At 74.3% G+C, this 13,327-nt stretch carries 12 protein-coding genes; 3 read left to right on the top strand and 9 right to left on the bottom strand.

Features of this window, described 5'->3' with window-relative positions; all coding sequences use genetic code 11:
- Nucleotides 1–80 precede the first annotated feature (80 nt).
- Nucleotides 81–1,319 (top strand): cytochrome P450, encoded by a 1,239-nt coding sequence (locus OG802_RS10430; protein ID WP_329409356.1) that lies wholly within the window; start codon nucleotides 81–83, stop codon nucleotides 1,317–1,319.
- A 54-nt stretch (nucleotides 1,320–1,373) separates the two neighbouring features.
- Here OG802_RS10430 and OG802_RS10425 read toward each other — a convergent pair whose 3' ends face one another.
- From OG802_RS10425 to OG802_RS10390, 8 genes are all read right to left on the bottom strand, one after another.
- A complete protein-coding gene (locus tag OG802_RS10425; protein ID WP_329409354.1) occupies nucleotides 1,374–2,093 on the bottom strand; it encodes a YoaK family protein in 720 nt (239 codons plus the stop codon).
- Nucleotides 2,094–2,250: 157 nt separating this feature from the next.
- Complete coding sequence (locus OG802_RS10420) at nucleotides 2,251–2,667, bottom strand: transglycosylase SLT domain-containing protein (RefSeq protein WP_329409352.1); 417 nt, start codon at nucleotides 2,665–2,667, stop codon at nucleotides 2,251–2,253.
- Between the two features lie 330 nt (nucleotides 2,668–2,997).
- Nucleotides 2,998–3,858 carry an ECF transporter S component gene (locus OG802_RS10415; protein ID WP_329409351.1) on the bottom strand — a complete coding sequence of 287 codons (861 nt, stop codon included), beginning with the start codon at nucleotides 3,856–3,858 and terminating at the stop codon, nucleotides 2,998–3,000.
- A complete protein-coding gene (locus OG802_RS10410) occupies nucleotides 3,855–5,786 on the bottom strand; it encodes an ABC transporter ATP-binding protein (RefSeq protein ID WP_329409349.1) in 1,932 nt (643 codons plus the stop codon). Before OG802_RS10410 ends, OG802_RS10415 begins: the two co-directional genes overlap by 4 nt.
- Nucleotides 5,783–6,856 (bottom strand): energy-coupling factor transporter transmembrane component T, encoded by a 1,074-nt coding sequence (locus OG802_RS10405; protein WP_329409347.1) that lies wholly within the window; start codon nucleotides 6,854–6,856, stop codon nucleotides 5,783–5,785. Before OG802_RS10405 ends, OG802_RS10410 begins: the two co-directional genes overlap by 4 nt.
- Nucleotides 6,849–7,523, bottom strand: coding sequence for an SCO2322 family protein (locus OG802_RS10400; RefSeq protein ID WP_329409345.1), 675 nt, complete (start codon nucleotides 7,521–7,523; stop codon nucleotides 6,849–6,851). The genes OG802_RS10405 and OG802_RS10400 overlap by 8 nt, the downstream gene beginning before the upstream one ends.
- Nucleotides 7,520–8,794 carry a prenyltransferase/squalene oxidase repeat-containing protein gene (locus tag OG802_RS10395; protein ID WP_329409344.1) on the bottom strand — a complete coding sequence of 425 codons (1,275 nt, stop codon included), beginning with the start codon at nucleotides 8,792–8,794 and terminating at the stop codon, nucleotides 7,520–7,522. Before OG802_RS10395 ends, OG802_RS10400 begins: the two co-directional genes overlap by 4 nt.
- A 487-nt stretch (nucleotides 8,795–9,281) precedes the next feature.
- On the bottom strand, nucleotides 9,282–10,388 hold the full coding sequence (locus tag OG802_RS10390) for an MBL fold metallo-hydrolase (protein WP_329409342.1): 1,107 nt from the start codon (nucleotides 10,386–10,388) through the stop codon (nucleotides 9,282–9,284).
- A gap of 312 nt (nucleotides 10,389–10,700) precedes the next feature.
- On the opposite strand from OG802_RS10390, the gene OG802_RS10385 reads away from it, so the two are divergent.
- Together OG802_RS10385 and OG802_RS10380 are read left to right on the top strand one after the other, a co-directional pair.
- Nucleotides 10,701–12,158 carry an aldehyde dehydrogenase gene (locus OG802_RS10385; RefSeq protein ID WP_329409341.1) on the top strand — a complete coding sequence of 486 codons (1,458 nt, stop codon included), beginning with the start codon at nucleotides 10,701–10,703 and terminating at the stop codon, nucleotides 12,156–12,158.
- 5 nt (nucleotides 12,159–12,163) lie between these two features.
- Nucleotides 12,164–12,436 (top strand): ferredoxin, encoded by a 273-nt coding sequence (locus OG802_RS10380; protein ID WP_329409339.1) that lies wholly within the window; start codon nucleotides 12,164–12,166, stop codon nucleotides 12,434–12,436.
- Between the two features lie 50 nt (nucleotides 12,437–12,486).
- Here the strand turns inward: OG802_RS10380 and OG802_RS10375 are convergent, their stop codons facing one another.
- Entirely contained in the window at nucleotides 12,487–13,209 is a 723-nt protein-coding gene (locus OG802_RS10375) for a TetR family transcriptional regulator (protein WP_329409337.1), read from the bottom strand.
- Nucleotides 13,210–13,327 lie beyond the last annotated feature (118 nt).

The following is a 13,327-nucleotide window of genomic DNA, read 5'->3' as shown; positions in this document are numbered from 1 at the left end:
GGGTCTTGCAGCCTCGAGGGTCCTGAACTACCTTCACCGCACTCTGTTTCTGATGGCTCGTCAGACGGCTGGAGCCGCCGATGCCCTGTCCAGCGCTTCCCGACGGGTTCGACTTCACCGACCCCGACCTGCTGCAACACCACGTGCCCCTGCCGGAGTTCGCCGCGCTGCGACAGGCCGAACCGGTCCGCTGGATCCCGCAGTCGGGCAACGTCGCCGGATTCCAGGACGCGGGGTACTGGGCCGTGACCCGGCACGCCGACGTGAAATACGTGTCCACGCACCCCGAGATCTACTCCTCCTACCTCAACACCGCGATCATCCGCTTCAACGAGCACATCGAGCGCGCCTCGATCGACGCCCAGCGCTTCATCCTGCTGAACATGGACCCGCCCGAGCACACCCGCGTCCGGCAGATCGTTCAGCGCGGGTTCACGCCGAGGGCGATCCGGGGGCTCGAGGGGCGGCTGCGGGCGCGGGCCACCGACATCGTCGCGCGAGCGCGCGAACAGGGCGGCGGCTCCTTCGACTTCGTGACGTCCGTCGCCTCGGAACTGCCGCTCCAGGCCATCGCGGAACTGATCGGCGTGCCGCAGGACGACCGGTCCAGGATCTTCGACTGGTCCAACAAGATGATCGCCTACGACGACCCCGAGTACGCCATCACCGCCGAGGTCGGCCAGCAGTCCGCCGCCGAGATCCTCGCGTACGCCATGGACATGGCCGCCGAGCGCAAGAAGTGCCCCGCCCAGGACATCGTCTCCACGCTCGTGGCCGCCGAGAACGAGGGCAACCTCAACTCCGACGAGTTCGGGTTCTTCGTGCTCATGCTCGCCGTCGCCGGGAACGAGACGACCCGCAACGCCACCACGCACGGCATGCACGCCTTCCTCACCCACCCCGAGCAGTGGGAGCTGTACAAGCGCGAGCGGCCCGCCACGGCCGCCGAGGAGATCGTGCGGTGGGCCACGCCCGTCGTCGCCTTCCAGCGCACCGCCACCCAGGACACCGAACTCGGCGGCAAGCTGATCAGGAAGGGCGACCGGGTCGGGATCTTCTACGCCTCCGCCAACCGTGATCCCGAGGTGTTCGACCGGCCCGACGACTTCGACGTCACTCGCGATCCCAATCCGCACCTCGGGTTCGGCGGGGGAGGACCCCACTTCTGCCTCGGCAAGTCCCTCGCCGTGCTGGAGATCAACCTCATCTTCAACGCCATCGCCGACGCCATGCCGGATCTGCGCCTCGTCGAGGATCCGCGCCGGCTGCGGTCCGCCTGGATCAACGGCGTGAAGGAGCTGCGGGTCGACGCGGGGTGAGGTGAGGGAGTGGCGCGCAGGCCCGGGTGGGAGCGTCGTGGGTCGGCGTCGGGGTCAGTCCTCGCCGGAGATCGTGCCCGCCAGGACCGCCGACGTCGCCGCCGCCAGCAGCAGTGGGACCGCCAGGTCGTGGTGGAGCACCAGGACCGCGCCGAGGACCGCGCCCGCGAACATCGTGACCACGGACCCCGTGCGGCGCGGGGAGCGCGGGCGGGTGCCGTCGCCCGCGCGGGAGTCGGCGGCCAGGCCGGTCAGGGTCATCGTCACGACGGTCGTCGTGGTGAGGCCGCGGACCCCCAGCTTGCGGACCGTCGCGTTGCGCAGTCCCATGGCGAACGCGGTCAGCGCGATGATCGTGTAGACCGTGACCGGGGCGTCGTCCGGGGTGAGGGCGGCCACGGCCGACGCCGCGCCCAGGAGGAGGGCCTCCGCGCCCAGCGTCGTGCGGGCCAGGCCGCGGCGGGAACGCGGGGTCAGGCGCCGTGTCATCCGGCCGCCGGTCGTGGCGCCCAGCAGGAAGCAGGCGAGCGAGGCCGCCGTGTGCGGGACCGAGAAGCCCGGGGCCCCGGCGGCGGCGAAGCCGAGGACGACGACGTTGCCGGTCATGTTGGCGGTGAAGACATGGCCCAGCCCGAGATAGGTCACCGCGTCGATCAGGCCGCTCATGGCGGTCAGGGCGAGCAGGGCGTGGACCAGACGCAGGCCGCGTGCGTCGTGCGGGGCCCCCGCCCGCGGGTCCCGCGGTGGGTCGGTCGGGTGCTGGGTGCCGGTCATCCGCTCAGTGCAGCACGAAGAGGTGAGGGAATGCCGAAGTCACCGCGGAGAGGGCGTGGAGCGCCGAAAGCGGCGGCCCCGGGGATCGGGGGCCGCCGCTCTCGGCGCGCTGAGCGCGCGTTCTTGGGGGGAACTCAGTGGTTCACCGGGGTTCGGCTCAGTACCAGCCGTTCGCCTGCCAGAAGTTCCAGGCGGCGACGGGGCTGCCGTAGCGGGAGTTCATGTAGTCCAGACCCCACTTGATCTGGGTCTTGGCGTTGCTCTTCCAGTCCGAGCCGGCCGAGGCCATCTTCGAGCCGGGCAGGGCCTGGACGAGGCCGTAGGCGCCGGAGGAGGAGTTGGTGGCGCTGACGTTCCAGCCGCTCTCGTGCTTCACGATGTTGGAGAAGGCCTTGTACTGGGCCGCGTTCGGGATCATCTTGTGCGCGATCGCCTGGGCCTGGGAGGCGGAGGACGTCGTCGCGGCGTGGGCGGGGGCGGCGGACAGCGCCATGCCCGCGGCGGCGGCGGCCACGGCGATGCCGGTGAGGGCCTTCTTCGGGGAAGCGATGCGACGGATGACGGAGACGGACACGGAGAACCTTTTCCTTCGGGGACGTTGTCGTCGCGTTGCATGCCGGAGTCACGCGGTGCGTGGGCCGCACCGCGTGAGGTGCGGTGGGTGGCTGCATGCCGTGGGGCCGAGGCCGTGAGGCCCGTCGGCGCCCTGCGACGTCATCCAGAGAAACAGGCTTCGACGCTGTCCGCAAAGACCCCTTTTGCTAGTTGTGGCCGTACTCGGGGGGAGGTTCGCGCGTGTGATCTGGATCTCGATGTGCAGGTCAGAGCGGGTGCGAGCGTGGACGCTCCGCCCCTTTTGTCCGACTAGGGCAGGTAGTAGGTGATGTGGGTCATGTGGGGTGGTTCACCGGTCAACGGCCTTCCGGGCCGCTTCCGCCGGTTCCTCGGGACCCTCGAACGTGACCGCGGTCTCGAAGGCCGCCCTGCGGGTGGCTCTGCGTAGCGCCTTGAGCACGGCCGGGCCGAGGGTGAGCGTCAGCAGCACCGTCACCAGGGCCCGCCCCAGGTCCCAGCCCAGCGACGTCGCCACGCAGTACGCGACGAACCGGGCCAGGTTCGCCGGGACCGTCCCGTCCGGGTCGAAGGCCACCCCCGAGGCCAGCGCGCCCATGAACGGCCAGCCCGCCATGTTCATCGCCGTGCCGTAGGCGAAGGCGGCCAGGAAGCCGTACGCGGCCAGCAGCGCCAGCTCCGCCCGGCCGCGCAGCCGCTCCGGGCCCGGCAGCAGGCCCGCCCCCATCGTGAACCAGCCCATCGCCAGCATCTGGAACGGCATCCACGGCCCCACCCCGCCCGTGAGCAGCGCGGACGCGAACATCGTGACGGAACCCAGGACGAATCCGAACCCCGGGCCCAGGACCCGGCCGCTCAGCACCATCAGGAAGAACATGGGCTCGATGCCCGCCGTCCCCGCGCCGATCGGACGCAGCGCCGCACCCGTCGCCGCCAGCACGCCGAGCATCGCGACCGCCTTCGCGCCCAGCCCGGACTCCGAGATCGTCGCCGTCACGACCGCGACCAGCAGGACCAGCAGGCCCGCGAACAGCCAGGGCGCGTCCTGCGCGTGCGCGTTCAGGGCGGAACTCGGCGGGGCCAGGAAGGGCCAGCCGAACGCGACCACGCCCACGGCCCCGACCAGCGCCAACGCCGTCAGGGAGCGGGGGCCCAGCCGCACGGGGCGGGGACGCCGAGGGGGAGTCGTCATCGCAGCGCCCGCCTCACCTGCGCGACGGTCAGCCACTCCTGCGGCGCGAGGATCTTGGTCACCTGCGGGGCGAAGGACGGGGACGAGACCACCACCTCCGCCGTGGGACCGTCGGCGATCACCTCGCCCTCCGCGAGCAGCACCACCCGGTGGGCCAGCTCCGCGGCCAGTTCCACGTCGTGCGTGGCCAGGACGATCGCGTGACCGGCCGCGGCCAGTCCGCGCAGGACGGCGACCAGGCGGCCCTTGGCCGCGTAGTCCAGGCCGCGGGTGGGCTCGTCGAGCAGCAGGAGCGGCGGCCGGGCGGCCAGCACGACCGCCAGTGCGAGCGTGAGCCGCTGCCCCTCGGACAGATCGCGGGGGTGGGTGTCGTCCGCGATGCCGGGGAGCAGCTCCGAGACCAGGGCGCGGCAGGTGCCGGGCGCGGCCTGCGCGTCGCGGTCGGCGGCCGCGCACTCGGCGGCGACCGTGTCGGCGTAGAGCAGGTCGCGCGGCTCCTGCGGGACGAGGCCGACGCGGCGGACCAGGTCGCGGGGAGAGGTGCGGTGCGGGACCGCGCCGCCGACGCGCACCGTGCCGGCGGACGGCGCGACCAGCCCGACGAAGGCGTTGAGCAGCGTCGACTTCCCGGCTCCGTTGCGTCCCATGAGGGCGACCGTCTCGCCGGGCCCGACGGTGAGGCCGACGTCGCGCAGCGCCTGGACGCCGCCCAGCCGAACGGCGAGCGACCGCGCCTCCGCGGGCGGCGAGGAGGGGGACGGCACGGAATCGGACGGTACGGAAGCGGAGGGGGCGGAGGGCGGGGCTGAGAGGGAGGGCGGGGCGGCAGGGGTGCGGCGCAAGCGGCGGAGGAGTCGGCGGGCCGGGGGGTCCGCGGGCGCGGCGGAAGCGGTGGGCGCCGACTCCGGCGCCTCCGCCGCTGCGGCCGTCGTGGCCGGCGCCTTCGCCGTCGCCGGGGCGGCTGCCGCTGCCGCCGCCGTCTCCGCCGTCACTGCCGTCTCTGCCGCCTCTGCCGTTTCGGGGTCGTCGTGGTCCGTCGGCCCTCCGGCCGCCTCGCGTATCTCCCCCGCCGGCCACGCCAGAGGTGCCCGCGCCGTCTCGCGGGGGTCCCGTGCGGCCAGGCGTTCCCGCAGGCCGGCCGCCCTGCGCCGGGCGTCGCGGACCGTCAGCGGCAGCGGGGACCAGCCCGCGAGCCTGCCCAGGTCCACCACCGGCGGGCACACGGGGGAGACGGCCATGACGTCGGCCGGCGCGCCGAGGAGCGGGGGCGCACCGGGGGCGGGCAGCAGGGCGACCCGGTCGGCGTACTGGAGCACGCGTTCCAGGCGGTGCTCGGCCAGCAGCACCGTCGTCCCGAGGTCGTGGACCAGCCGCAGGAGGACGGCGAGGACCTCCTCCGCGGCCGCCGGGTCGAGCGCGGACGTCGGCTCGTCCAGGACGAGCACCCGGGGGTGCGGGGTGAGGACCGAGCCGATCGCGACCCGCTGCTGCTGGCCGCCCGAGAGGGTGGCGAGGGGACGGTCGCGCAGTGGGGCCAGGCCGAGCAGGTCGAGGGTCTCCTCGACGCGCCGGCGCATCACCGCGGGCGGCAGGCCCAACGACTCCATGCCGTAGGCGAGTTCGTCCTCGACGGTGTCCGTCACGAAGTGCGACAGCGGGTCCTGGCCCACCGTCCCCACGACGTCGGCCAGTTCACGCGGCTTGTGGGTGCGGGTGTCGCGGCCGGCGACCGTGACGCGGCCGCGCAGGAGCCCGCCGGTGAAGTGCGGCACGAGGCCGCTCACCGCGCCCAGCAGCGTCGACTTGCCCACGCCCGACGGCCCGGCCAGCAGCACGAGTTCACCCTCGGGGACGGTGAAGTCGACGCCCCTGACGGTGGGTTCGGCGAGGCCGTCGTACGTCACGGAGACGTTCTCGAAGCGGATCACGACGGCTCCTTGTGCACGAACGCGGGCAGCAGGGCGAGGAGTACGGCCGCCGCGGGCCACAGCGGGAGGGCGGGCGCGGTCAGCGGGACCACTCCGGGGTTCAGGGCGGCCGGGTCGGCGGACGCGGCCAGGGCGAGCAGGGCCCCGACGGCGACGCCGGAGGCCGCGGTCACGACGGCCCGCGGGGTCCAGCGGTCCGGGCGGTAGCGGGTGCGCGCGGAGCGGCGGCCGCCCAGCCGCAGCCCGGCGAGGGCCGCGACCACGCCGGCGAGCAGCACCGGCAGTCCGTAGGCGCCGCCGGCGGCGGTGAGCAGTCCGTACGTTCCCGCGCAGACGCCGAGCAGGCCGCCCAGCGTGAGGGCGGCCGTCGTGCGGCGGACGGGGGCGGGGACGTCGGCGGTACGGCCGTAGCCGCGCGCGTCCATCGCGGCGGCCAGCGACACGGACCGCTCCAGCGCGCCCTCCAGCACCGGCAGCCCCACCTGGAGCAGCCCGCGCAGTCCCCGGTCCGGACGGCCGCGCAGACGGCGGGCGGCGCGCAGCCGCTGGACGTCCGCGATGAGGTTCGGGGCGAAGGTGAGCGCCACGACCACCGCGACGCCCGTCTCGTACAGGGCGCCCGGGAGCGCCTTCAGCATGCGCGACGGGGAGGCCAGGGCGTTCGCCGCGCCGACGCACACGAGGAGCGTGGCCAGCCTCAGGCCGTCGTAGCAGGCGAAGAGCAGGCCCTCCGCCGTGACCGCGCCGCCCAGCCGGATGCCCTGCGCCCAGTGCGGCAGCGGCACTTCGGGCAGCGTGACCACCACATGCGTGCCGGGGATGGGCGAGCCGAGCACGACCACGAAGGCGAGACGCACGACGAGGACGGCGAGGGCCAGTTTCAGGAACGCGGAGTAGGACCGGGACCAGGGGGTGTCGGGGCGGCACACCGTGACGACGTACGCGGAGGCGGTGAGCAGCAGGCCGAGCAGGAGCGGATTGGTGGTGCGGGTGGCCCCGGCGCCCAGGCCGAGGGCCCACAGCCACCAGGCGCCGGGGTGCAGCGGGGGCCGGGAGCGGCGGTCAGTCATTCCGGCGCCGCCGCGCCTGCCACACCGCGGCCGCGCCCAGCACCGCCACCGCCGCCGCGCCCGCGTACAGGCCCACCGACGGGCCGCCGTCCTCGCCGCCGCCGTTCCCGTCCGCTCCCGCTTTCGCGTCGGCCGACGCCGGTTTCCGGGTGCTCGTCCCGTCCGTCGCCACCTGCTCGCCGCAGCCCGAGCGCGGGTACCCGGCGATCGCGCACAGCAGGGCGTTGGCGTCGTAGCGCAGGGGTCTGGCGACGGCGGCGAGCGCCTCGGCCGTCGTCGCGCCGGAGGCGACGCGGGCGCACGCCGTGCGCGGCGAGGGCGGGGCCTCGCCGTCGGGGGCGTCCGCCGCCGTGCCGAAGTCGATGACGAGCGCCACCCGCTTCATGCCGTCCCGCGGGGGCGTCTTCGCACAGATCGCGGCGAAGGACACCGCGCCGCGCGGCCGGGTCGCGTCCTGGGAGTCCGCGCTCACCGCGAACCGGAAGCCCTCGACGTCGCCGTCGGAGGGGCGGGCGGTGGACGGGCCCTGGGTGGCGTACGTCCACCCGTCCGCGGTCCGGTCCCAGAAGGACCAGTAGCGGTACCCGGTCGCCTGCGCCGACTGGGCCGCGCCGGTCAGGGTCAGCAGCAGCGCGGCGAGGACGAGGGCGGCGGACCGGCGCTTCACGGCTGACGCCGCTTCCGGCCGCTGATGAGGAACCCGATGCCGGCACCGGCGACGAGGAAGACGCCGACCGTCCACCAGACGCCGAACACGGAATCCGACGCGTCCTTCTCGTCGGCCTTGTCGCCCTTGGCGTTCTTGTCGCCGTTTTTGTCGTCGTCGGCGTCGGCTCCGGAGGCCTTCGCCACGGCCTGCGGGACCGGGCCCGTCGCGTTGAGCAGGGCGACCAGGTCGGAGCCGCCGAAGTGGCGGGGGTCGGCGCCCATGGAACGGGCCGCGAAGATCAGCTGGGCGTAGGCGGCGGGGCCGCTCTGCTTCGCCCAGGCCGCGGAGTGCTGCCGGAGCCAGGCGAGGGGCTTCTTCGCCTGCTCGGTCCACCCCTGCGCGGCGAGGGCGACCACGGCGTCGGCGGTGTTGCCGTAGTCGGGCTGGTCCTCGGCGCCGGGGAGCACCGACTTCAGGTAGCCGGCGCCGCCGACCGCCGAGGCGAGGTACCGCGCGCCGTTGCGGGCGAGCGCGGCCGGGGTGAGCGGCTCGGGGGAGTCGCCGCAGATGTGGGCTTCCGTGGACGGCTTGCCCGCCTGCGCCGCGAACCCCTTGCCGAGGACGCCGAGCACGCCCGCGGCCGTGGCGTCCGCGTTGGCCGCGAGGGCGCCCTTCTTGTCCGGCTGGTACGCGAAAGCGCCGCCGCCGGACGGGTCGCCGCACGGGAGGGAAAGCCCGGCGAGGGCGTCGTACGGCGACTTGCCGGCCTTCTTCACCTGCGCCGGCTGCTGTCCGGTCGCCGTGAGCGCTCCCGCGACCACCGAGGTCGAGTTCGCGTCGCTGGCGCCGCCGGGGGTGTAGCCCCAGCCGCCGTCGGCGTTCTGGACCGACTTCAGCCAGCCGACCGCCTTGTCCGTCGCGGCCTCGTGGCCGCCGAGCGCGGCCAGCGCCTGGACCGCCGCCGCCGTGCTGTTGGTGTCCACCATCAGCTTGGCGTCGCACCCCTTGGCGGGGTCCGCGCGGAAGGCGGCGAACGCGCCGTTCGCGCACTGCTGCCCGGTCAGCCAGGACACCGCGCCGGCCGCCGGGGTGACGCCCGTGGTCCGCTGCGCGAGCAGGGCCACCGACTGGCGCCAGACGCCGTCGTACGTGGGGTCGGCGGTGCCGTACAGCCCGTCGGGTATCGCCACCGTCGGGGTGGGGGCCGGGGGCGCCGCGACGGCGGGGACGGCGGCACCCAGCACGACGGCTGCGGCGGCCAGGGTCGCGGCGCTGCGACGGATGTTCATGATCGGCGGGTGCCTCTCCCGGTCGGGGAGGTCACGCGGCCGGGCAGCGCGGGACATCCCGGCGGCTCGGCTCCGTGACCCGGACGGTGCCGTGCGACGGCGGGCTTGCTGACGCACGTGAGCCGGTCACGCCCCCGTGCCGGACGCGCCCGCCCCGCGCCGGGACAGGGGTCTGCCGGGACGAGGCGGCCGGGGCCCGGGAGGAGGACGACGCCGGAATTGCACCGGCTTTCCCCCGTACGGGCGTGATGACGACGCGGCCACTCTACCGGCAGGTACTCGGCCCGCCGGGGGGCGGCCGTACCCCGCGGGACCGGCCGGCGGCCGGTCGGGGGGCGATCGGCGCTAGGCCGAGGGCCGGCGGGCGGTCGGCCGGCGACGCGACGGCCCGTCACCGGCCGCCCGGACACGCCCTCGACCGACGGCCCGGAGCCGTCTGCCGGTCGCCGGGGGCGCGACGTAGGTCACCGCCGCACCGCGACGAACGTCACGCGCCCTGCGCCCACGCCCGTGTCCCGCGCCGCGCCCCGCCACCGCCGGTCTGCACGGCGACGTACGTCACCGGCTCGCTCCCCGTCACGGCCTCCGCGCGGCCCTGTTTCACCAGGCGCCGCAGATGGGCCTCGGCCTCCGACACCGCGATGTTGCGCGAGGCGTGGGCGATCTGCTCCCAGGGCCTGTTCCACTCCATGCGCTCCGCGAGCTGCCAGGGCGTGAGCGGGGTGACGAGCAGGGCGAGCAGGCCGGTGAGGCGCTCCTCGTGGTGGACGAGCAGTTCCCGCACCCGCGAGGGCGCGTCGGTGAAGGCGTGCTGGTGGGCGGGGAGGATCTCGGCGGGGGCGAGCCTGCCGACCCGTTCGAGCGAGTCGAGGTAGTCGCCGAGGGGGTCGGTGACGGTGGCGTCGTCGGGGTCCTCGTACAGGCCGATGTGCGGGGTGATCTCCGGCAGCAGGTGGTCGCCGGAGAACAGGCGGCCGCGGCCGGGGAGCCCGCGGGGGTGGTCCTCCTCCAGGTGGAGGCAGACGTGGCCCGGCGTGTGGCCCGGCGTCCAGATCGCGCGCAGGCGGCGGCCGGGCAGGGCGAGGAGTTCGCCGGGGACGATCTCGCGGTCCGGGAGGGCGGGCGCCAGCCCCGGGAAGGGGCGCCGGAGGGCGGGCGGTCTGCGCAGCGGGGCGATGTGCTCCTGCGGTGCTCCGGCGGCCGTGAGCTTGTCCGCCATGTACGTGTACCAGCGCTCGGGGCGGGTCTCGCGGGTGCGCCGGACGATCGCGGCGTCGGCCGCGTGCATCGCCACCCACGCCCCGGAGGCCTCCCGTACCCGGCCGGACAGGCCGTGGTGGTCGGGATGGTGGTGGGTGATCACCACGCCGTGCACCTCGCCGACGGAGACGCCGCACGCGTCCAGCCCGGCGGCCAGGGCGTCCCAGGACGCAGGATCGTCCCAGCCGGTGTCGATCAGGACCGGACCCCGGTCGGTGTCGACGACGTGGACGAGCGTGTGCCCGAGCGGGTTGTCCGGGATGGGCACCCGCAGCGAGCGGACGCCGCCGCCGTGGTCGTACGCAGTGGGTCCGTTCGGGCTGCTGCTCTTCATCTGCCCTCCGTCGCAAGGCCGTTGCCCACTATAGCCAGAGCTGACGTGCTGTCAGATAGATGGGAGCGACCCATACGCGTGGACCCCGTCAAGGGTGGCGACCGTCGCGCGGCAGTGCCACCACATCCAGTTGCGCCCGCCCTCCCCGGTCCGGCCGTGCCGTTCCGGGCAGGACGGTCCCGGCCGGTCCGGCGGCAGCGTCCGCCGGCGGCGAATCCGCTGGTGGAGGCCGCTCCCGCGGGAGCCCTGGCTTACTCGGGCGGGAACTGGTATCAGTTCCTGAAACACCGTCAGAAAATGAGGGCAGTGGCCATGGCCGAGCTCGTGGAACACGGAAAGCTTTTCATCGGCGGGAAGTTGACCGACCCGTTGGGCGACGACGTCATCGAGGTGATCTCGCCGCACACCGAGGAGGTCATCGGACGGGTGCCGCACGCTTCGCGGGCCGACGTGGACCGGGCCGTCGCCGTCGCCCGGCAGGCCTTCGACGAGGGCCCCTGGCCCCGCCTCCCGCTCGACGAGCGGATCGGGGTCGTCGGCCGGATCAAGGACGGCATCCTCGCGCGGCACGAGGAACTCGCCCGCCTCATCTCCTCCGAGAACGGCTCCCCGTACTCCTGGAGCGTCCTCGCGCAGGCCCTCGGCGCGATGATGGTCTGGGACGCGGCGATCACCGTCGCCCGCGGCTTCACCTACGAGGAGCGGCGCGACGGCGTGCTCGGCAGGATCCTGGTGCGGCGCGAGCCGGTCGGGGTGGTCGCGGCCGTCGTCCCCTGGAACGTCCCGCAGTTCGTCGCCGCCGCCAAGCTGGCCCCCGCGCTGCTCACCGGCTGCACGGTGGTCCTCAAGCCGTCCCCCGAGTCGCCGCTGGACGCCTATGTCCTCGCGGACATCGCGCGGGAGGCCGGGCTGCCGGAGGGCGTGCTGTCGATCCTCCCGGCGGACCGCGAGGTGAGCGAGTACCTGGTCGGGCACCCGGGCGTGGACAAGGTGTCGTTCACCGGCTCGGTCGCGGCCGGCAAGCGGGTCATGGAGGTGGCGTCCCGCAATCTCACCCGGGTGACCCTGGAGCTGGGCGGCAAGTCCGCGGCGGTCGTCCTGCCGGACGCGGACCTCGACACGGCCGTCCCGCAGATCGCCGCGGCCGCCTGGATGAACAACGGCCAGGCCTGTGTCGCCCAGACCCGCATCCTGCTCCCGCGTTCGCGCTACGACGAGTTCGCGGACGCCCTCGCCGCGGCGGCGGACGCCCTCGTGGTCGGCGACCCGCTGGACCCGGCCACCCAGCTCGGCCCGCTGGTGGCCGAGCGGCAGCAGCGCCGCAGCCTCGACTACATCCGCATCGGCCAGGAGGAGGGGGCGAAGATCCTCACGGGCGGCGGGCGTCCGGCGGGCCTGGAACGCGGCTGGTACGTCGAGCCGACGCTCTTCGGCGACGTCGACAACTCCATGCGGATCGCCCGCGAGGAGATCTTCGGCCCGGTGATCTGCCTGCTGCCCTACGGCGACGAGGCCGAGGCGGTGAAGATCGCGAACGACTCGGACTACGGGCTCAGCGGCAGCGTCTGGACCGCCGACGTCGGACACGGCGTCGACGTCGCGCGCCGGGTCCGCACCGGGACGTACTCCGTGAACACCTTCAGCCTGGACATGCTCGGCCCGTTCGGCGGCTACAAGAACTCCGGCCTGGGACGGGAGTTCGGGCCCGAGGGCTTCGGCGAGTACCTCGAACACAAGATGATCCATCTGCCCGCGGGCTGGGAGGGGTGAGCGGGGTGGAGGCGCCTCCCGCGGCACAGCGTCCCGGCGCAGGAACGGCCGACCGGTGGCACGTCGAGGTGGACCGGTCCCTGTGCATCGGCTCCGCCCAGTGCGTCCACCACGCGCCGGACGGCTTCCGCCTGGACACCGCACGCCAGTCCCGTCCGGCCGCCCCGGACACGGACGCCAACGAACGGGTGCTGGCGGCGGCGGAGAGCTGCCCGGTGGAGGCGATCATGATCACCCTGGCCCGCAACGGCGAACCGGTGTTCCCGCCCGAGGAGTGACGCCGGTCAGGCGGATCGCGGTCGCCGCTGTCCCGGCCGGCGCGTCCTGGTCAGGGAGCGGACCGCAGCGGCGGCGCCGGCCGCGTCGTCCCCGGCGGCTGCGGCTGCGGCTGCGGCTGGGGCAGGGGCAGGGGCACGGGCGGGGGCTCGGTCCGGGCCGCCGCCGCGGGGTCGGTGACGTCGATGAGCCGGCACACCGTCTCGATGTCGATGCGCACCTGGGCGATGGAGGCGCGGCCCGACAGCCAGGTGATGAGCGCCGAGTGCCAGGTGTGCTCGATGACGCGGACCGCGGAGAGCTGCTCGGGGGTGGGGTCGGTCAGGCCCATCGAGTCCAGGATGATCGCCGTCGTCTGACGCGAGACCTGGTCGACCTCCGGCGAGACGCTGCGGTCGGCGAAGGTGAGCGCGCGGACCATCGCGTCGGCCAGATGCGGCTCGCGCTGAAGGGCGCGGAACGCGCGCATCAGCGTCTCGGCGACCCGCTCCGCCGCCCGCTCGCCCGTCGGCGGCTTCTTCCGCAGCGTGCCGTGCATGTGCTCCAACTGGTCCTGCATGGTGGCCACCAGCAGGTGCACCTTGGACGGGAAGTAGCGGTACAGCGTGCCGAGGGCGACCTGCGAGGACTCCGCGACCTCGCGCATCTGCACCGCGTCGAAACCGCCCCGGCTGGCCAGCTGCGCGCTCGCGTGCAGGATGCGGCGGCGGCGCGCCTCCTGCCGCTCGGTGAGGGCGGAGTGCGCGGGGCGCTGAGGGGTGGCTTCCGCAGACATGGGTCCCGTTCCGGTCCGTTCCGTGACAGTCGTGGTGACAGTCGGTGAGGGGGCGGTGATCATACGGCTCGGCGGGGTGATCGGTGGTGGCGTGAATCACCTGATCCACCGCTCACAG

Source organism: Streptomyces sp. NBC_00704 (assembly GCF_036226605.1).
Classification (GTDB): Bacteria; Actinomycetota; Actinomycetes; order Streptomycetales; family Streptomycetaceae; genus Streptomyces.
Note: the sequence above shows the minus strand (reverse complement) of the source record. Positions and strands in the feature narration are given on the sequence as shown.

What these genes read in the sequence shown, in the direction of transcription:
- OG802_RS10395 (WP_329409344.1), bottom strand. Translation starts at nt 8,794, where the DNA reads ATGAACATCCGTCGCAGCGCCGCGACCCTGGCCGCCGCAGCCGTCGTG.
- OG802_RS10385 (WP_329409341.1), top strand. Translation starts at nt 10,701, where the DNA reads ATGGCCGAGCTCGTGGAACACGGAAAGCTTTTCATCGGCGGGAAGTTG.
- OG802_RS10405 (WP_329409347.1), bottom strand. Translation starts at nt 6,856, where the DNA reads ATGACTGACCGCCGCTCCCGGCCCCCGCTGCACCCCGGCGCCTGGTGG.
- OG802_RS10375 (WP_329409337.1), bottom strand. Translation starts at nt 13,209, where the DNA reads ATGTCTGCGGAAGCCACCCCTCAGCGCCCCGCGCACTCCGCCCTCACC.
- OG802_RS10390 (WP_329409342.1), bottom strand. Translation starts at nt 10,388, where the DNA reads ATGAAGAGCAGCAGCCCGAACGGACCCACTGCGTACGACCACGGCGGC.
- OG802_RS10415 (WP_329409351.1), bottom strand. Translation starts at nt 3,858, where the DNA reads ATGACGACTCCCCCTCGGCGTCCCCGCCCCGTGCGGCTGGGCCCCCGC.
- OG802_RS10430 (WP_329409356.1), top strand. Translation starts at nt 81, where the DNA reads ATGCCCTGTCCAGCGCTTCCCGACGGGTTCGACTTCACCGACCCCGAC.
- OG802_RS10425 (WP_329409354.1), bottom strand. Translation starts at nt 2,093, where the DNA reads ATGACCGGCACCCAGCACCCGACCGACCCACCGCGGGACCCGCGGGCG.